Below are 19,215 nucleotides of genomic sequence, written 5' to 3' on the forward strand. Positions count from 1 at the left end.
TTTTACACCCTCTTCTTTGTTAATTTAAGTAATACTTTGCTCAAGCTTTCTTCCGTAAGATCCTCTGCATCAGCAAAATCTGATACCGTAAAAGCAGACTCTGTTGTTGGTTTATTTATAAGTTGACGAAGATGCCTCAACATACCATCTGCTATCACTTGAATTTTTAATTTAGAAAACTGTTCCCTACTATACATCCAAATAAAATGTAACTTTTCATCTTTCACCATTCCGATAACATCAATTAGATGAGATGGTTTGGAATCTGGAGCATGATCTAAAAATGTAAATCCTGTCTCTTGCATAAACAAAGAGTCCCTTGAAAACACCTGATCAAATTGGCCCAAATAGTTAAAGCTTATTGAAGGCTTTTGCTGATAAAACGGAAGTAATCCTTTATTCAAGTAACATAAAATACCATAGTCAACTCCGCGATTTGGGATTCGACGCAATTGCTCTTTGACTGCCTTTAACCCTTCAATAGGTGTCTGAGTTCCTTGAAAATTGAGATGAACGGGATAAATACTCGTGAACCAGCCCACTGTCCTTGATAAATCAATACCTTCAATCATCTCTTCTCTCCCGTGTCCTTCTAGATGAATAGAAACGGTTTGCTGATTTGTACAATCGACGATAGCTTGTCCTAATGCCGTTAATAGTACCTCATCAATCCTTGCCTTATGAGTGACTAGAACTTCGTGAAACAATGCTTGTGTTTCTTCTATTCCTAAAGTCCTCGTCACTTGATCAATCGATTCTTCTGTCGTTTCTTGTATTGGATAGTCCATTGGAATTTTCATCGTTTCTTTTTCTACTTGTTCATTCCAATAATCCTTTACTTCTTTTGAAATACCCGAATCACTGTATGTCTGAAGTCGTTCAGACCATTCTTTAAAAGATGTACTTTTCGCAGGTAAGCGAATTTCTTGACCTTGTTTCATCTGGTTATATACCACCTGTAAATCTTCCAATAGAATCCTCCATGACACTCCATCTACTACTAAATGATGTATCACCCAGAATATTCGATCATTTTCAATCAAGTTATCTTCAAAGTACACTACTTTCATTAACGGACCAGTAATTAAATTGAAACTAGCTTGATGAATATTCATCTCTTCTTGTATTATTTTATTCCACTCTTTTTCATTAACTTGATTCCGTTTTACAACATGGAGTACTGACAGCTCATCAGTCCCTTCATTTCTCTGCCTCCACGTTCCGTTTGGTAACTGTTCGTACCGGAAACGTAAAGCATCATGATGTTTCAGTAAATTTAATATCGCTCCCTCTAGTAATTTCACATCCAATCTTTCTTTTACTCTTAAAAGCATTGATTGATTCCAATGCTCTGTATGTGGATGTTCTTGCTCGAAGAACCAGCACTGAATTGGAGTAAGAGGCACATCACCTATCACAATTCCCTGCTCCGCTTGTACTCCCTGCGTTTCTATAGCCACTTGTGCCAGCTCAGCGATAGTTGGGCATTCAAACATTTGCTTTGGAGTAAGTTTTAACCCCACTTGACTTGCTTGAGATATGATTTGAATACTGAGAATCGAGTCGCCACCAATTTCAAAGAAATTATCATAGATTCCCACCTTTTTAACACCTAATACTCTCTTCCAAATGGTAGTTAGTATCTGTTCGTTACTATTCCGAGGGCCAACACATTCACTATTAATCTGCGTTTCCTCCGGCATAGGTAAGGCCTCACGATCAACTTTACCGTTAGCTGTAAGTGGAATAGCTTCCATCGCCACAAATCCCGAAGGAACCATATAACTTGGTAGTTTCGCTTTAAGATACTCTCTCCACGCATCTACATTTCCATCTCCTACAACATATGCTACTAATCGTTTATCGCCTGGCTGATCTTCTCTTACAATTACAACTACCTCTTTTACATATGCATATGTATGTAAAGTAGACTCAATTTCCCCAATCTCAATTCGGAAACCACGTATTTTAACCTGATGATCAATTCTTCCACGATAATCTAGATTCCCATCTGGCAAATACCTCGCTAAGTCTCCTGTCCGGTATAATCTTGCTTTCAGATCACTACTAAATGGATGAGATATAAAACGCTCTGCTGTTAATTCAGGTCTATTTAAATACCCACGTGCAAGCCCTGCCCCGCCAATATAAAGTTCACCATCAACACCTATAGGAACAGGTTGTTGATAAGCGTCTAGTATATACACTTCTAAATCGGGAATCCGCTTTCCAATATTACTTCTTGAAGCCTGCTGCACATCATCTAAAGTAATTGGATAATATGTAACATGAACTGTAGTTTCTGTAATTCCATACATATTAATTAACTGTGGGTTTTTCTCCCCATACCTTTGAAACCACGGTAACAAGCTAGTAGGTTCTAACGCTTCTCCGCCAAATATGACATAACGCAGCTGCAAATTTTTATTCTTATCTTCTTGTTCACACACTTGTATTAATTGTCGAAATGCGGAAGGTGTCTGATTTAGAACTGTGACTTCTTCCTCCACCAATAATTGATAAAAATCCTTAGGTGATCGACTAATCCAGTACGGAACAACAACTAATTTTCCACCATATAATAATGCTCCCCAAATTTCCCATACTGAGAAATCAAATGCATACGAATGAAAAAGCGTCCAAGTATCTTTTTCATTAAACTGATACCAACAATCCGTCGATTTAAATAACCGAATGACATTGTGATGCTCTATCATAACGCCCTTTGGATTTCCCGTTGATCCCGAAGTATAGATTACATATGCCAGATTTTGGGGACCGACACTAGAAACCGGCAAAGTCTTACTTTCTTTCCCAATCTCATCTTGATCACGATCCAGGCAAATCGACTCAACATTTTCTGGTAACCAGTTCAATTCTTTTAAACTTTCTTGCGTTACGAATAACTGAATGCTAGCATCTTCTAAAATATATTGAAGTCGTTGCTCTGGATATGTTGGATCAAGTGGGACATAAGCCCCACCAGCCTTCAAAATCCCTAAAATACCTACAATCATCTCGTGGGAACGTTCAACGCACAGTCCAACTAAAGTATCAGGTCCTACTCCTTTTTTCTGCAGATAATGAGCTAACTGGTTTGCACGTTCATTAAGCTCCTTATAAGTAATTTTTTCTTTTTCATACGTAACTGCAATAGCATTTGGATAAATCATCGCTTGCCGTTCGAACATTTCATGAATAGTTGCTTGAGGCGGGACATCCAGTTTAGGATTGTTGAACTCAACTAAACTTTTTCTTTTATCTTCCTCAGAAATGATTTCTATTTCAGCAACCTTCTGCTTTGGGTTTTCAAAAATATTTTCCAGTATCACTAGCATAACGTTAAAGAATCGTTCTATCTCTTCCTTAGAAAATAGCTCCTCACGATAATCAATATGTACATGTAAAGAGTCTATATCAATTAGATTTTCAATATGCACTGCAAAATCTTGTACTTCTTCACGGTTTGGAATCCATAGTGAGTCACCACTTTCATCACGATCCCTATAATCAATCGTAGTTCCGAAAAGTCTCACATTACTGTTACTCTCTTTATTAATCTGCTTTAATAACAAATCAAATGGATATTTCTGGTGTCTTAATGATTTACTTTGTTTTCTGGACACCCTACTAATAAATGAAAGTACTTCTTCTTCTGGATCAATATCCATTCTTAAAGGAACTGTACTCACCATCATTCCAATCAATTTTCGTTCCATTTTAGTCATACGGTTGCCGTAAGCCATTCCTAAACCAATATCAAGCGATGAGGTCCACCGATACATGGACAACGAGAAAGCAGCAACAAAAAGAGTATATAAACTAATTTTGTAATCTTCAGAAAATTTTTCTATCTTTCTCTTCAAATGTTCCGTTAATATAAACGTCTCACGTGATGCTTTGGTACTAACTTGGTACGTATTATAAGGCTTCAACCCGGTCACAGATGGCAGTGTTTTAAATTCCTCTAACCAGAATTTTTGATCTTTTTGAAAACGACTACTATTCAAGTATGTTTGTTCATTAGTCAGAAATTGAACATATGAATTTTTAATTTCGCCTTCCTCATTCTCGTTATGCATGTCATAATAATATTTTGCAATCTGCTCAGTAAATATTTGAATTGATAAACCATCCATAATAATATGATGAACATTTCCAAAGACCGCACATTCATTATCGTTTAATTTTATTAAAGCGAAATAGTATAAATTCGAATTAAATAATGTAAACGTTTCTTTTGTTTTCTGCTCAATCCATTCCTCAAGCAAATTTGTATTCTCCACATTACTGAAATCAAAAAACTCAAATTCTTGTTCTTCATGTTTAATAAAATATTGTTTAGGTTCTTGATGCCCATTTTCTTTTAACCTAATGCACAGACCGTCATTTTCACTGATAACGCGATTCACAACTTGGTTTAATTTTGAATAGTTCATTTTTCGATGAAGTTTAAATAAAAATCTTAAATTACATATTCCTTTATCAGAATGAATAACTTCTGTATACCATATTCTTCGCTGCGGATGGCTTAATGGATAACATTCCTCATTGGTCATAAAAATCTTCCCTTCAAAAATTATTTGCTCTTATAGGTTCGTGTTTATGTTTAGCCCATAAATATTTCTGCAGTGAAACTCCAATTACTCCAATAATAACAAGCCCAATTCCTCCATAAACATAGAGTTGAGTTACTCCAAACAAATGCACTAATGGACCACTCATAGCAGGAGAAATAATTAGAACTGCGTTTGTTAAACTGCTTTGTATACCAAATACTCTTCCTACTTGATCTTGATCCGATTCTATTTGTAAAATGACTTGATTAGATACAAGCATCAGCCCACTTCCGATACCAGCGATAAAACTAATTAAATAGGCTAAAACGAAGACCGTACCGGGCGTTATCAAACCAATCCCCCCAAAACCAATTCCCATTAAAACCATACCTCCACATACTACCCAGCCATATTGAAATTGTTTTAATTTCTGAGTTAGTAATGCACCAAGTATTCCGCCAAGACCAATAATAGAAATGATATATCCCATTTTACTTTTATCATGTGGGAATAAGCTCTTAAATAAAGTTGGGAATTGTGAGTCTACTAATTGTAATACCGCCATGGCTATTGTAACGAAAATCATGGTTGATAATATTATCCGATTAGATAACACATAACCCCACCCTTGTACCCAAGCGGTCCAAGTACTTTGTTTTTGCTTTTCAACAAATTCTTTCGATATAGTTTCTTTAAATTTTATTGTGGGTATCAAAACTAAAGTAGCTAATAAACAACTTATAGCTCTTATAATGAGGCAGAACTCTGGTTGAAACCAGCTCAACAACATGCCCCCTATAAGTGGGCCTACTATCTTTGTACCCTGCTCTACTATTCCGTTGATACTTACTGCTTTAGTAAGCAAGTCCGGGGATACAATCTGTCTTGTTAGTGTTTGCTGTGCAGGATAATAGAAAACAATAAAAATGGAACGAATCATTAATGCCACTAAGAGCCAGTGGATATCTTGTACAAATAAAAGAGCAATTGTTATTAGACCAACCATTAGATTACAGAACATCATAATTGGAATTTTTCTAAAACGATCTGCAATAACACCTGCCCATGAGCCAAAAATAATTCCAGGAAGTGCATATGCAACAGGAATCAATCCAATCATAGTAGGATCTACTTCCCATTCAAACCCAACTATAGTCATAATCGCTAACATATCAATAAAAACACCAAGCATAAGCAATGAATAGGCAGAGAAAACTTGTAAATAAACCCTATTTCCTAATAGGCCTTTTGAATCAGTAGTTTTCATAAAAGCAAGCTCCTTAGGTTACTAATATAAACGCTTTTGCGTATAAGGTACCTCTTTATTAAACTTAATTAATCATTATTGACATCTCACCTAGAATTTAACTTCGTCAAAACTCAAACCGCTCTTATTTTTCATATATTTAAAATAGTCAGACAAGAGAAAGCGTACCTATTTCTTCATTTTTATATCAACTGTTACAAAATATATCTTTACCTTACACTAATAACAGCTAAACGTTGCCTTAATATAACCCTTTACAGTCGTTTGCACATTCAATTCACATCCTTTTTAAAGTTGGCTTTTTTCTATCTCAAATACTATCACACAAATATTTCACCTACTATATTCATAAAGTTGAAATATTTGAATCAGAAAATTCGGATAAAAAAACCAAATCCACAAATCATAACAAAACTATTATTTGGTTATATTTTCATTTTATAGATAGCTTTAACCATAGGAATATTAAGAATAAAGTTTTTTAATTTTATTAATATAATAGTTTATAGAGACTATCAATCCTACTAAATAAAAAGGTACATATACATTAAAGTATATGTACCTTTCCCTATCCTACATATTTTCTATTCAAATTAATTCCAATAACTAAAGTTGATAATAAAAATATAATATTACTAATCACTAATGTACTCATAACAAGAATTAAATAATATAGTATTAATACTTCTGCACCTACTACCTATTTTATTTATTGGATATTTATACTTCAAAAAAATTACACATCATTCACAATTAGGATACATACCTAAAATATGATTTGAACATGTTATTATATTTTAAGATAATATAAAATCAGTTTTTCTATAAGAGAACTTAATTTTTATGTAGTACGAAATTGTTAGTAATACAGTATATACTAATTTAGTTATAAAAACATTTAAAGACCACCTATTTCCATAAGTGATCTTTCTTTGTGATTCTGTATTTGTGCACTACTGTAGAAATATATCGTAGAAACGCTTTGTTTGCTAAATGTTTAGTTCTTTCCATTTACTAAAAAACATAGCTTCATACACTTAATATCATATTCGTTACATTGCAAACTATTATTTTGTCTTCTGTACAGGCAAACTACTAAAAATCAATTCAGCAACTTTTACATATCCTTTTGAGTTTGGATGAATTAAATCCTTAGACCAAAGCGTATTGTCATTAACTAAATGATGATTCCAAAAATCAACATGATGAAGCTTATACTCTCTGCTCAGTGAATGTATAACTTCATTTGCCTCTAATAATTGTTCTTTTATTTCTTGTTTTTTTTCAGAAGCAAAAGGAAGCCTAACTGTAAAATCAGGAAGGTTTGCTATAATAATATCAGCCCCTGCTTTACTTAATGTATCTATCATAAATTCCATATCGTTCTTATATGCATCATGATTCCAACGTCCTTTTAAAACATCGTTTGCCCCTGCAATGAGACTAACCAAATCTGGATTAAAAGTTAACGCCTTTTCCAATTGCTGCAAGCGAATTTCTTCAGTTACTAACCCACGCTTTGCAAAATTGGCATATTCTATATCTTTTTCACACAGTTGAACAAAATGATCTACCCAGCTTTTTAATGCAATTCCCTCAACTTCATCCCCTATCCCCTCTGTAAAACTATCACCAATTGCTACAAATCGCTTCCACATATGTATTCCCCCTTTATTTTTAAACATATCTATACTATACAATAGCTCACACCGTAATTGTTATTTCTAAGTGGTTTTCGATTTCAATTATATTCCACTTTACTATATTTACATTTAGAATCCAAAATTGACCGATTCCCAAGTATACTAAGGAATCGGTCATATTCGTATATTTACTAAAGAAATAAAATCCCTCTAGGAATTATACTTTTTTCAAAAAATTTGTTGTTCTTTGTTTTGCCCAGTTGATACATTTCTTTTCGATTAAATGATACGAAACTATAGAAAAAAGTAGTGTCATTGCAATGCACAAAGTAAGAAGAAAAAATTACACCCTGACATTCCAAGCTATCCACATAAGAATCTATAGTGCTTGGAAACCTTTTGTTTCAAACTAATATTTAGTTGTATCCTATAAAATTAGCTTTTTACTATATCAATCGTACGATCCCACATACCACTAAAAAAAGATCCTGTTTTACGTATAAAACGTGTAAGCCAATTTGCTTGTTCCACATCAGATTTTGTTACAAGGTCTATTTGTAATGAATTACCTGATAAGAACCCAGGATCTGTATTATCTTTAGACGAGATAATCATTTTACTAATTGTTACACCTTTTTTAATAGGCGCTTCTTGTTCCCTATTCGATACTTTAAATTCTTTTTTATAAATGTCTTTATTGCCCTTCGGCATTGGAAGTGAAACAGCTTGCTTCGTTTGAACTACTACATCTTTGTCTTTTGCATTTGCCACTCGAACTGTTTCATGTCCTTTTATTACTGAATCTTTTCCGTAGACATTCTTCACTTCAAAATTCGCAAATCCATAATCGTATAATTTCTTTGTTTCATCAAAACGTGCCGTATGAGATTTTGCTTTTATCACTACAGAAATTAGTCGCATACCATTTCTTTCTACTGTACCAGTGAAACAATCTCCCGCTTCTGGAGTCGTTCCTGTTTTCAAACCATCTACACCTTCATATTGCTTAATTAAGCCTTTTAACATCCAGTTAAAGTTCGCCATATCAATTGGATATTTACCACCCTCTTGGAATGTTTTTTTAGGAATTTTTGCTGTATTTAATATTTGGGGGAAATCTTGAATAAGACGTTGTGCTAAAATTGCACAATCCCTTGCAGACATTTTATTTTTCTCTTCTAGAGTTGTCCCTTCTAGATGATATCCTTTTAAATCTTGATTTGTTAAGCCAGTAGAGTTTACAAACTTATAATCTTTCATACCAAACTCTTTTGACTTATCGTTCATCATTTTTACAAAATTGACCTCTTTACCAGCAATCTGTTCAACTAAAGCAATTGTTGCACCATTTGCAGAGTAAATTGCCATTGCCTCATATAACTCTTTTACCGTATAAGAGCCACCATTTTCTAATGGAACATTTGATAGTGAACGATCTTGCGAAATCTTATGTGCATATTCAGAGATTTTAACTTTTTGATCCCATTTAAGTTTTCCTTTATCCACCGCTTCATGAACTAAGTATTCGCTCATCATTTTTGTCATACTAGCAATTGCCAATGATTCATCTGCATTTTTTTCATATAAAATTTTTCCAGAATTTGCTTCTATTAAAATTGCTGACCCTGCTTCAACGTCTATAGCAGGATCTGTTTCCGCTGCTGCTTTTCCAATTGTAACGACCATGCTACAAAATATTGTAAGCACTGTTACTATTGCAATAACTCTATTGCAAAACATACCTTTCACTTCTGTTACCTCCAATTTCTTTGTACTTAAAAAAAGCGTTATTCTAACATAATCCCGCAAAAAAATAGAAAGTGTTCTCAAATTGTATATACATATAAAACGTTAGAATCGCTTTCATATAGACCATCTCATCCGACATTTTTAGGTGCGCTAATACTTTGTATTCCCACACATATCCTTATTTTTAATCCCCTTATATTTTTCAAAATGATTCACACTTTCATATTTTTTTAGGATTACAGTTAATAGACAATCTAAATAATACATTTGTTCCACATTTACAAAAAATAAAAAACTACACCCTATACTGGATGTAGTTTTTCTAACTGATTTATTTATTTTTCACTTCATTTTTATAAAAAGCAAATAATGGTTCGATGGATGGACTAGATAACAGCGGAATTGCCTTCTCAATCAATTTCCTATCCCAATCAAACCAACGCATTTCCATTAACATGTTTATTTCTGTATCAGTGAATCGTTTCTTTATTTCCTTAGCAGGATTTCCACCAACTATTGTATACGGCGGAACATCTTTACTTACGACTGATCCTGCAGCAACAATTGCACCTTCACCAATAGTAACGCCAGGCATTATTATAGCATTCATTCCAATCCAAGCATCACTTTTAATGACTGTATCTCCCTTAGGTTCATATGATTGTTTAATTTGCTCAGCGAATGGATATACTGTAATCCATTCTGAGTGATGATTATGATTACCACCCATTAAAATGACTACCCCGCTTGCTATGCAAACATAATTCCCAATAATGAGTTTGTCAAGGTGCCATCCCATCTGTTCAATTGGATTGAACAGTGCTTGGGACTTAGCATCTCCCCACAAATACCTTACACAGCCATCTTCAAAATTTTGATAACTATAATAGCCTGAATAATAGGAGTACTCTCCTACTTCAATGAGTGGATTTGTTACTATATCTTTTATATACTTTGTTTCTGACCAATGATTAAATAATGGATGCTTCATAACTTTATTCCTCGCTTCTAAGTATTATATATATTGCTATTTACTTAGAAGCTTACTACGACTGCTACATTTTTTAGCTTTCTCAAACGACGAATCATTATCTTCAAGCCTTTCTTTTATACTATAAAAAAGCATAACGCAATACATTACACTAGTCAAATTGTGTAATTTTGAACACATCTTAAACAGCGTAATACTGCAATAGGAACATGAAAACACTCTAACTTTGATACAAATAATATATTGATTACATTTAGTTCATATTTTGTAAAAAAATCTTAATTGCCATGACAAAGCAAACAATAACCACTATTGGTCGTATTAATGCCGTCCCTTTTGTAAGCACCATCTTCGCCCCAATATATGATCCTATTATTTGACCAAGCATCATAATCAATCCAATTGTCCAATCGATTTGGCCAAAAATAATAAAATACAACAAAGCAGCGAAATTACTTGTAAAGTTCAAAATCTTAGCATTTGCAGTCGCCCGTGTAGCACTATATCCACATAAAAGAATGAATGCTAAAGCAATTAAACTACCTGTTCCTGGGCCGAAGAAACCATCATAAAATCCCAGTAACGGAGCCACTGTTAACGCAAACAACAACATACTTATTTTTCTCGGTCGATCTTCGTTTGCTATATTTGGAGATAATAGAAAATAAATGCCAATAAAAACAAGTAAAAAAGGTAATATCATAATTAGATATTCTGCTCGTATCTGTAAAACAAGCCATCCACCGAAAACTGATCCAAAAAAGGTCATTAAGATGGACAAACGCATTTCTTTAAGATTAATTTCTTTCTTCTTAATAAAAAACACTGTTGCCATGAGAGTTCCGCTACTCCCTTGCAGTTTATTAGTTGCTATCGCTACAGAAGGAGACATACCTACTAATAACATTATCGGGATAGTTATCATACCACCGCCTCCAGCAATCGTATCTATCCATCCTGCTAATACAGCTACTAAAAATAGTAGTATGAGTAATTCAATAGTAAAATCCATACAAAGAATATGGGAAGGCTTGAGCTATTATACCCCAAACCTCCCCATCTTCCCTCCTCTCTTTAAACTAGTTAATTAAATCTTTAAAGTAACTTTCTTTCTGATCACGTAATCGGCTGGAAACGTATTGCCTGCAAACAATTCTTCTTCCGTATTTATTATTTCCAATCGGGATTTTATATTCTTCCTCAGATAACCTTTCTCTACCATGAGTTACATTTGTTTGTTTACCATAGTATGAATTTGGGATAATTAATAAATCTTCAGATGTAAGTGGAACCTTATAAGTAGGCGTTGTTCGTAAGAGTTCTAAAAACATGTCAAATTTCAATTTTTCTTCTTCACTTTCTCCTACATAAATCAATCTATTCTCTGCTCCATTTAAACAAGTTGCAATAATATCACCATTATCATCTAAAAATATAATTTGGTTTATTTCCCCTACAAATCCCGATATTTCACCATCAGCCATTCCTGCGATATGAGCAATAGGCATTTTACTTATCGCCAATATGTCATCTTTACTGAAGAAATTTTCTTCAAGATGCTTTTGAAGTAATTTTGGCGTTCCAATATGAGTTTGAGTTTTTAAATTTAACACTCCTTTTAATAAAAGAGCATCAACTCTAGTAAATTTTCCACAAGTAATTTCAGACACTATTCGTTCCACGGATTTATTAAGTCTATTTGATACAATTTCTAAATTCGTATTGAATGTTTTCAATCTTGCTTCAATATCTGATTGGTCTTTCATATCTGTATACACTGTGGCATCGTTATGTTGATAAAAGTTCCCGCCACCGGTGCTTGCACCGACATTTCGCAAAACTTCATCGTTGTTTAAAGGTGAAATGAGATGAAATCTATTTTTCCCTGCATGTTCGGATGGGTGAATTAAAGCATCATAATTAAAAAGTGTGGCAAAAAGCCATGTGACCCATTCTGCATAAAAATATTTTTTCATTCTATCGTGTTCGTCTTCACCATAATTAAAACCTCTGCGATTTTCCCCAGGTAATAGTGTTTCTATAGGATCACATGGAGTATTTTTAATAAGGATAGGCGGTACGTTCCCACCACAATTCGCTATTTTTATCATATGTAGTAGATTTTTCATGTCTGAATTCGGAGTTTTCTTTGAATAGTCAATCAAACAATTAAGCCACTCTTTTGAAAAATATGCTGCTATTTCTTGATCACAAGTATAAGGATTATGAGTTTTTAATTCATTTTCTATCAGATTCTTCATTTTATCCTTCAATAGATTCGGAATGGTAATTTCTTCAATTTCTGTAATCTGCAGTATTCCTTTATTCATTATAAAACCTCCGTTGTTTTATTTTTTACACCCTATCTTCTATTAAACAAACTATCCACTTCTTTTTTACTCCTTTACTTTTCGTCAGAGCTATTAGAATTACCGATTTACAAATAAAAAACATGGAGTATAAGAGATTTCTTCTTAGTTACATTTCCCCCACGAACCTCCATTGATTTAGCAAATTTAATTTGAAAATCTGATTCATTTTCATACTTTACTTTCAAACTATGTTTATATGATTTTCAATTCAAGTAAGAGTATTTCATTTTCTAAAGTTTTCCTAATTTTAAAATCAGAATTTTCAATACAACTATGTTAACATTAAAAATATAACACGAAACAAAAAAATGTAAATAAATAGTTTTTTTATAAAAAATAGTCAGACTATTTATAAGGTAATCCGTATTCCATTGAACCAACTACGGCCTCTCAATTTTATTGATAACAATAAAAAAGCCCCCTAAATGAATAGAGGACTTTTTCCAAGTATATTCTATTTTAAAGTTCTTACTTATCTTTTACTTTAAAAGATATTGCTGTAACTTCTTTATTAACAGTTCCATCCCGTTTGGACTTACGATAATCTTCCCATTCGCTAACGAAATATTGCTGTCTGAAATATCTCCTGTAAGTGCACAAGCTCTTGGAGATTGATATTTTCGTAAAATAATCTGATCCTCTTCTATAAACATTTCAAGAGAATCTTTTTCTACAATTCCTAAACTCCGTCTTATTTCCATTGGAATAACAATACGCCCCATACTATCTGCTTTACGAGTAATTCCTCTTGATTTCATAAAATGCCACCCTTTATATTTATCTAATATTACGGTATTCATTTTAGCAATAAACAACAATTAGGAATAGTTCGTATTACAGTACTTTTTTTAGAAATAAATAACAATTAGGAATAGTTTATGTTAAAATTCTTTCTTGTTTATTCTTGATTTTTAATATATTTTTCCTTGATCATTTTTATATATTGTTTTCTTTCAGTTAGTTCAAATATAAATAATGCTTTTTTTATGTCTGTTAAACCAACTTCATTAGAGTGCTGAACTTTCAATAAAATTGCACCTTTTTCAAAAAACAATTCACCTAATAAGTATAAAGTATTCATATTTATGGCTAATTTTATACCTATTTCACTATACTTTATTGCTTCTTCATATTGATTTGCAAGGTGTAAACATTTTGTTAACGTATGAATGAGTCTTAATTTGATTTCTTTTTCTCTAGGAAATTCTATCTTATTAAAATTAATTAAACTTTGTTTTAATATATTTATACTTTTCTCATACTCTTCATTTTCTGCATGTATTATAGCAATTGAATTCATTATGCTTATTTCTTTTTCTGATAAAAAGTTAGTACTACTTAAGGTTTGTTTTAGTGCTCTATTTAAAATGTCAAAAGCATTACTTGTTGCTCCATTTACATAATATATAGCAATCGCTTCATGCCATAATAAAAATTGTTTATCCTCTTTTGATTGGAAATTATTATCATTTTTCTCTTTTTTCACTATTTCATAAAGCTCATTATATTGTTTTTGTTTTACACAATCTCTCATTACACATTTTACATTTTCAATATATTTTATTTTTTTATTTTTGGTTAGTGCGAATATATAATTTGGATCAATACCAAGTCTTTCAGATAATTGATACAACAATATGCTAGATGGATAAATAATACCTTTTTCTATCTTACTAATTTGACTTTGTGAACATATTCCATGACATAATTCAGATTGTGACATGTTTTTTTTCTTTCTAAGTTCTTTAATAATAATACCAAGATTGTAGAATTCCATCTTTCCTCCCTCAAATGTAACACTTTATGAGTATAAGAATATTTTCCAACTTTTAATGTAATGTAAAATTGATATAGTTACAATTACTAATTATATGGATTTATAGTTTCTTTTACAAACTTGTATCACAATACGAGAAATTATTAAAATATGGTTCACTAATAATCAATGTGCGTTTTATTCACCCCCACTGATTATTAGTCCACCCCAGGCAGGCTTTTACAGGGAGTCCGACTTCTTTGCCACATCTAAATTTTGAGGTCGGAGTCTTACTACCCGCAAATAGCCGGATTAAAATAAATATGATTTTTCACCTTTATTTCTTTTAATAGTTTCTTTTGATTTTTATATAAATAATTTCGAAGGAGCGTATTTTATGAAAAGAATGTTGACCGAAAGAGAGTTAGAAGTGGCTATTTATGTAGCAAAAGGATACACAGATGCAGAAATTTCAAAAAAAATATATGTTACCCCTCGAAGAATTTCAACGATAATTAATCATATTAAAGAAAAATGGCATATTAATTCTAGAGTGGAATTAGGTATTTTAGTTTATCATTATGGTTTTATAGATGCACCCTTATTTTCAAATAAAAAAATTCAGCTATGTAAAAAGGTTGTACAATAGATAGCTGAATATAACGAGTTTAAATTGCAAATAAAAATAGAAGAGCAGACAAACTTTTATTATTTGGTTTACTCCATCACTTTTTAAATTTCAGACATTAATATAAAAAGGTTAGAGAATTAACTTCTCTAACCTTTTTATATACACTATTAGGTTTCAAACAGTAAAGATGCCCTAATGCTACCATTGATCCTGTTCCCTATTCAACCTTGTATAAACAAAAAAAATCAGATATTACCACTATTCAAAACCAGTTACAATTCTCTCTTTCATTTTCTGTATTACTTCACTGCTCAATACTTTTTGACCAGCAGGAAGTTTTAATATGGCAGCGGCACCTTTACTAAGGTATATTTCTTGATCATTATTTTGATTTACTACCAATATTCCTTGCCCTTCAAATTCGAAATAACTAATATCTTTTGTTTCATTTGTATTATTTTTTATTGCTTTATATAATCCATATAAATCTTTACTTCTATTTTCTCCGCCCGTTCGAATCGGTTCAGTATCATTCGCAACAATTAGTCCTTCTGGCTGCTCACCCTTCATAATAAACCACAGCTTTTCATTTGTTGGTAATAGTAAATTCTTAAATTCAGAGCTATTTAAAATTTGCTGTGCTGGAATTGTTTCATAGATTGGTAACGAAAATGGAGATGTTGTTATTTTTTCAAAACTTAAATTTTCAGAAGAACTTCCCTTACTATATTGATAATCTTTTAATGCGATCGATTGTACTGATTCACTTTTATTTTTTGATGCATAACTAATTTTACTAGCGAAAATAATAACGGTCATTAAGCACATGCACAGTATCACAAGCTTAAGTAGTTTTCCCATTTATGAACCCCCGCTTTTAATATTATTAGTTTGCATGGATATTATAAACAGTTTCACTCCACCAAAAATTATTATTGTTATGGAACGTACTGAAATTATGATTATAATGATCACCATACCAAGGGTCCATGTATGTTATATAATCTGTTCCATTTGTCCCTTTATAAAATCCATCAAGTACTAGAAAGTGTCCGATGTTAGCTCCATTTTGCCACATAATGAGTGCAATCATCGGCTGATTACTATTAATTTGACTTTTGAACCAATCATAAGATTTTGCTCCAGAACTTATAGCTGAGCTAACACCATATCCCGATAATCCATATTGTATTTCACGTGAAGTTGCAGGATTATTATATGATCCACCCTTAACATACCTAACGTACTGATCTTGTGAAGGAGTTTTCCCAAAATAATTTAAAACCGAAACCGAAGTGCCTGCCCAACACCAATTTGATCTTTCTTGTAATATGTTAGGTACAGATAATTTACGGTCTGTTGGTGTACTTGGGGGATTTCCATTAATATACGCTGACGTTACATATACTTTTTTTCCATCTTTAAAATAATAAAACCAACGATTATCTAAATTTCCTGTCCAGTAATCTTTAACCGCTTCACCATACTCCCATCCTTTAAAAGATACTTGTGTATTTCCGGGAATCACATCTACAATATTTGCATTTAAACTTTTTGCCTCTCTAACATTTATATTCAATGGAGCTGTTGTTCCTGAAAATTCAACTTCTTCTGCTATTATTTTCTGAACACCAATAAAACTAAATGTGAAAAACAATAAAAACATACAAACAATAAAATGATTTCTTCCCTTCATTTCTCCACCCCTTTATCAGTACTAAAAAACATCAACAATTCATCCTTATTAATTGTTCAAGCTTAATATTACATACTAACGAAAAATGACTTCTCATAAAGTGAAACTTTAATCAGTAGTGGTTTTATTCATCCCCCACTGATTATTAGTTGAACCAATCGAGCTGCCCGGCAAATAGTGGGATAAATTCCAATACAAAAAAGGAGCCTATAAATTTTTATAGACTCCTTTTTATTTCGTTGTTATTACTTAGCTAATTCTTTCGTACCCTTCATTACATCAATGAAGAATCCCCAGTTATTCACTACAGAAGAGATACTGATATGTTCATCTGGAGTGTGGACGTTGAAAATGTCTGGTCCGAATGAAATTGCATCTAACTCAGGCATCTTTTGAACGAATGCGCTACACTCAATCCCCGCATGTACAGCGAAGATTTCAATTTCTTTATTGTATTTTTCTTGATGTACTTTTTCAAATAAATTACGAATTTGTGAGTTTGGATTGTATGGCCATTCTGGATACTCTGACTCTATTTCAAATGTAGCACCAACTAATTCAGCAATATATTTGATTTCTTCTGCAACATGTTGTTTTAAACTACTTACAGAACTTCGCACTTCGTTACGTAATTTAATTTCATCTTGCAACGTTTCAATAACGCCTAAATTTGTTGAACTTTCTACAAGACCTTTAATATCCATGCTCATACTTTGAATGCCATTTGGAATTAAGAATAATGATGAAATAAGCTGCTTTTGTGTCTCTTTAGCAAATACTTTTTCAACTTTTTCATCCAATTTTGTCAGTGTAACATGAACATCTGGATCAACAGCACGCATTTCTTCTTGTAATACACGTGTCCATGATTCTAGTTTTTCTTCTACTTGTCCTACATCTTCTGTACGAATTAAAATTGTAGCTACACTTTCACGCGGAATTGCATTCGTTTTTAATCCGCCGTGAACTTCACTTATGTAAAACTCCGTATGTACTGATAAATCACGTAATACTCGTCCTAATACTTTGTTCGCATTACCGCGTTGTTTATCAATTTCCATACCAGAATGGCCGCCTTTTAGACCACCAACATATATACGGTATGCATCCATATTCGCTGGCGTTTCATCCCAAATTACTTGAATTGTTTCAACAGCTTTCGCACCACCTGCACTACTTACAAGTAATTTATGATCTTCTTCAGAATCAATATTTATAAATATCTTTCCTTCAAAATGATTTGGATCAATAGCAAAAGCTCCGCCCATTGTCGTTTCTTCTTCAGTAGTGATAACGACTTCAAGTGCTGGATGCGGAATTTCTTTTGAATCTAATAAAGCTAATGCATACGCAACTGCAATACCATTATCAGCACCTAAAGTTGTTTGATTTGCATATAACATGTCCCCAATGATTCGTAATTCAATTGGATCTTTTTCAAAATCATGTACTGTTGCTTGATTTTTTTCGCAAACCATATCCATATGACCTTGAATAATAATAGCTGGTACATTTTCATAACCAGCTGTTGCTTCTTTTTTAATAATGACATTTAATGCTTCATCTTGAATGACTTCTAAGTTACGCTCTTTTGCAAAGCCCACTAAATAATCACTAATTTCCTTTTCATTACCTGATCCTCTAGGAATCTTTGAAATTTCTGCAAAATGAAAAAATACAGGGTGCTTTGTTAATTGTTCTAAAGTAGAATACATTTTTCAAGCTCCTCTCAAAATGAAAAAATAATATGTAAGTCTCATATCATTATACCATGATTCATTATTTTATCTTTCTTTTAACTTTTATTGTTCATTTTATGTACAACACTCTTACAACATTGTAAGGGCGTTGTAATCTACATCGATTTTTCTCATTTAATAATAGTCGTATACTTTTTAAAGAAACACATTAAAGGAGATAAAGAAAATAAAAAAGTTTTTAGCAATTATTACACTATGTTTATTATTTTTTAGTTTTACTATTGGCTGTGAGAGAGCGTCACTAAATAGAATTGGTAAAGATGTATATTACATGCAGATAAAAGGCGAAGGAACTATCGAAAAAGTAGATCATAGAAACTTACGAAACTATACGCTGTCCGCATATGATGAAGATGGCGTCAAAAAACAAATTACATTTAGAAGTACAAAAAAAGAAAACAATCATAAATTAAATAAAGACGCGTTTTTACGCCTTTATGTAGATCAAGATGATAATAGCAACAATGAAATATCATCAATTGAAGTAAAGTCCTATGAAGAGATTCAGAAAACAGATTTACCTAAAAAAGTAAAAGATAAGTTTACTATTAAATAAAAAACAAAAGAAAATGCTCTATGCATTTTCTTTTGTTCTTTTCACCTGTATATATTTTGAACTACTATTATTCATCAGTTTCTCTAACCGATTTATATTCTCCGTTAATGCACCTTTCACAAGAGAGAAATCTGTATTGGATTCTTCTTTTTTTTCTTTAAAAAACGAAGACTTTTGTACATTGACTTCAGCCATCTCTTCTCCCCCTTTTCAAAAAGATACAACCTTTTATTTA

Annotated in this window: 15 protein-coding genes and 1 pseudogene; 2 read left to right on the forward strand and 14 right to left on the reverse strand. The window is 32.3% G+C overall.

The window, feature by feature from the left end:
• Positions 1-2 precede the first annotated feature (2 nt).
• The 10 genes and pseudogenes from ES895_RS14020 to ES895_RS14065 all read right to left on the reverse strand — a co-directional run bounded on the left by ES895_RS14020 (position 3) and on the right by ES895_RS14065 (position 14,358).
• On the reverse strand, positions 3-4,559 hold the full coding sequence (locus ES895_RS14020) for a non-ribosomal peptide synthetase (protein ID WP_097813649.1): 4,557 nt from the start codon (positions 4,557-4,559) through the stop codon (positions 3-5).
• Positions 4,560-4,572: 13 nt separating this feature from the next.
• Entirely contained in the window at positions 4,573-5,826 is a 1,254-nt protein-coding gene (locus tag ES895_RS14025; RefSeq protein ID WP_000858613.1) for an MFS transporter, read from the reverse strand.
• Positions 5,827-6,893: 1,067 nt separating this feature from the next.
• A complete protein-coding gene (locus ES895_RS14030) occupies positions 6,894-7,484 on the reverse strand; it encodes an SGNH/GDSL hydrolase family protein (RefSeq protein ID WP_000265873.1) in 591 nt (196 codons plus the stop codon).
• Between the two features lie 202 nt (positions 7,485-7,686).
• A pseudogene (locus ES895_RS14035) lies at positions 7,687-7,812 on the reverse strand (acyltransferase family protein); the annotation flags it as partial.
• Between the two features lie 92 nt (positions 7,813-7,904).
• The gene (locus tag ES895_RS14040; RefSeq protein ID WP_000677706.1) at positions 7,905-9,218 is read right to left on the reverse strand and encodes a D-alanyl-D-alanine carboxypeptidase family protein; all 1,314 of its coding nucleotides are present in this window, start codon (positions 9,216-9,218) and stop codon (positions 7,905-7,907) included.
• A gap of 331 nt (positions 9,219-9,549) precedes the next feature.
• On the reverse strand, positions 9,550-10,209 hold the full coding sequence (locus ES895_RS14045; protein WP_000682540.1) for a CatB-related O-acetyltransferase: 660 nt from the start codon (positions 10,207-10,209) through the stop codon (positions 9,550-9,552).
• A 253-nt stretch (positions 10,210-10,462) separates the two neighbouring features.
• The gene (locus ES895_RS14050) at positions 10,463-11,221 is read right to left on the reverse strand and encodes a TSUP family transporter (protein ID WP_000347986.1); all 759 of its coding nucleotides are present in this window, start codon (positions 11,219-11,221) and stop codon (positions 10,463-10,465) included.
• Between the two features lie 67 nt (positions 11,222-11,288).
• Positions 11,289-12,539 carry a hypothetical protein gene (locus tag ES895_RS14055; protein ID WP_001032367.1) on the reverse strand — a complete coding sequence of 417 codons (1,251 nt, stop codon included), beginning with the start codon at positions 12,537-12,539 and terminating at the stop codon, positions 11,289-11,291.
• 521 nt (positions 12,540-13,060) lie between these two features.
• Positions 13,061-13,339, reverse strand: coding sequence for an AbrB/MazE/SpoVT family DNA-binding domain-containing protein (locus ES895_RS14060; RefSeq protein WP_000842216.1), 279 nt, complete (start codon positions 13,337-13,339; stop codon positions 13,061-13,063).
• 140 nt (positions 13,340-13,479) lie between these two features.
• On the reverse strand, positions 13,480-14,358 hold the full coding sequence (locus ES895_RS14065; RefSeq protein WP_000397984.1) for a helix-turn-helix domain-containing protein: 879 nt from the start codon (positions 14,356-14,358) through the stop codon (positions 13,480-13,482).
• A gap of 376 nt (positions 14,359-14,734) precedes the next feature.
• On the opposite strand from ES895_RS14065, the gene ES895_RS14070 reads away from it, so the two are divergent.
• Positions 14,735-14,986, forward strand: a complete 252-nt coding sequence (locus ES895_RS14070; RefSeq protein ID WP_000827560.1) for a response regulator transcription factor — start codon at positions 14,735-14,737, stop codon at positions 14,984-14,986.
• Between the two features lie 240 nt (positions 14,987-15,226).
• On the opposite strand, the gene ES895_RS14075 is transcribed toward ES895_RS14070, so the two are convergent.
• The 3 genes from ES895_RS14075 to pepD form a co-directional block, all read right to left on the reverse strand.
• A complete protein-coding gene (locus tag ES895_RS14075) occupies positions 15,227-15,829 on the reverse strand; it encodes a hypothetical protein (protein ID WP_000517260.1) in 603 nt (200 codons plus the stop codon).
• A gap of 25 nt (positions 15,830-15,854) precedes the next feature.
• Positions 15,855-16,664, reverse strand: coding sequence for a papain-like cysteine protease family protein (locus ES895_RS14080; protein ID WP_098279605.1), 810 nt, complete (start codon positions 16,662-16,664; stop codon positions 15,855-15,857).
• Positions 16,665-16,909: 245 nt separating this feature from the next.
• Positions 16,910-18,379: a beta-Ala-His dipeptidase gene (gene pepD, locus ES895_RS14085; protein WP_000287515.1), complete on the reverse strand. Its 1,470-nt coding sequence runs from the start codon at positions 18,377-18,379 to the stop codon at positions 16,910-16,912.
• A gap of 211 nt (positions 18,380-18,590) precedes the next feature.
• Between pepD and ES895_RS14090 the strand changes: the two genes are divergently transcribed.
• Positions 18,591-18,980 carry a YxeA family protein gene (locus tag ES895_RS14090; RefSeq protein ID WP_000713867.1) on the forward strand — a complete coding sequence of 130 codons (390 nt, stop codon included), beginning with the start codon at positions 18,591-18,593 and terminating at the stop codon, positions 18,978-18,980.
• An 18-nt stretch (positions 18,981-18,998) separates the two neighbouring features.
• Here the strand turns inward: ES895_RS14090 and spoIISB are convergent, their stop codons facing one another.
• Positions 18,999-19,175, reverse strand: coding sequence for a stage II sporulation protein SB (gene spoIISB, locus ES895_RS14095; RefSeq protein WP_000852629.1), 177 nt, complete (start codon positions 19,173-19,175; stop codon positions 18,999-19,001).
• Positions 19,176-19,215: the final 40 nt, after the last annotated feature.

It is taken from the genome of Bacillus sp. 007/AIA-02/001 (assembly GCF_004634455.1).
In the GTDB taxonomy this organism is placed as follows: Bacteria; Bacillota; Bacilli; order Bacillales; family Bacillaceae_G; genus Bacillus_A; species Bacillus_A cereus.

What these genes read in the sequence shown, in the direction of transcription:
- ES895_RS14020 (WP_097813649.1), bottom strand. Translation starts at nt 4,559, where the DNA reads ATGACCAATGAGGAATGTTATCCATTAAGCCATCCGCAGCGAAGAATA.
- ES895_RS14025 (WP_000858613.1), bottom strand. Translation starts at nt 5,826, where the DNA reads ATGAAAACTACTGATTCAAAAGGCCTATTAGGAAATAGGGTTTATTTA.
- ES895_RS14030 (WP_000265873.1), bottom strand. Translation starts at nt 7,484, where the DNA reads ATGTGGAAGCGATTTGTAGCAATTGGTGATAGTTTTACAGAGGGGATA.
- ES895_RS14045 (WP_000682540.1), bottom strand. Translation starts at nt 10,209, where the DNA reads ATGAAGCATCCATTATTTAATCATTGGTCAGAAACAAAGTATATAAAA.
- ES895_RS14050 (WP_000347986.1), bottom strand. Translation starts at nt 11,221, where the DNA reads ATGGATTTTACTATTGAATTACTCATACTACTATTTTTAGTAGCTGTA.
- ES895_RS14055 (WP_001032367.1), bottom strand. Translation starts at nt 12,539, where the DNA reads ATGAATAAAGGAATACTGCAGATTACAGAAATTGAAGAAATTACCATT.
- ES895_RS14060 (WP_000842216.1), bottom strand. Translation starts at nt 13,339, where the DNA reads ATGAAATCAAGAGGAATTACTCGTAAAGCAGATAGTATGGGGCGTATT.
- ES895_RS14065 (WP_000397984.1), bottom strand. Translation starts at nt 14,358, where the DNA reads ATGGAATTCTACAATCTTGGTATTATTATTAAAGAACTTAGAAAGAAA.
- ES895_RS14070 (WP_000827560.1), top strand. Translation starts at nt 14,735, where the DNA reads ATGAAAAGAATGTTGACCGAAAGAGAGTTAGAAGTGGCTATTTATGTA.
- ES895_RS14075 (WP_000517260.1), bottom strand. Translation starts at nt 15,829, where the DNA reads ATGGGAAAACTACTTAAGCTTGTGATACTGTGCATGTGCTTAATGACC.
- ES895_RS14080 (WP_098279605.1), bottom strand. Translation starts at nt 16,664, where the DNA reads ATGAAGGGAAGAAATCATTTTATTGTTTGTATGTTTTTATTGTTTTTC.
- pepD (WP_000287515.1), bottom strand. Translation starts at nt 18,379, where the DNA reads ATGTATTCTACTTTAGAACAATTAACAAAGCACCCTGTATTTTTTCAT.
- spoIISB (WP_000852629.1), bottom strand. Translation starts at nt 19,175, where the DNA reads ATGGCTGAAGTCAATGTACAAAAGTCTTCGTTTTTTAAAGAAAAAAAA.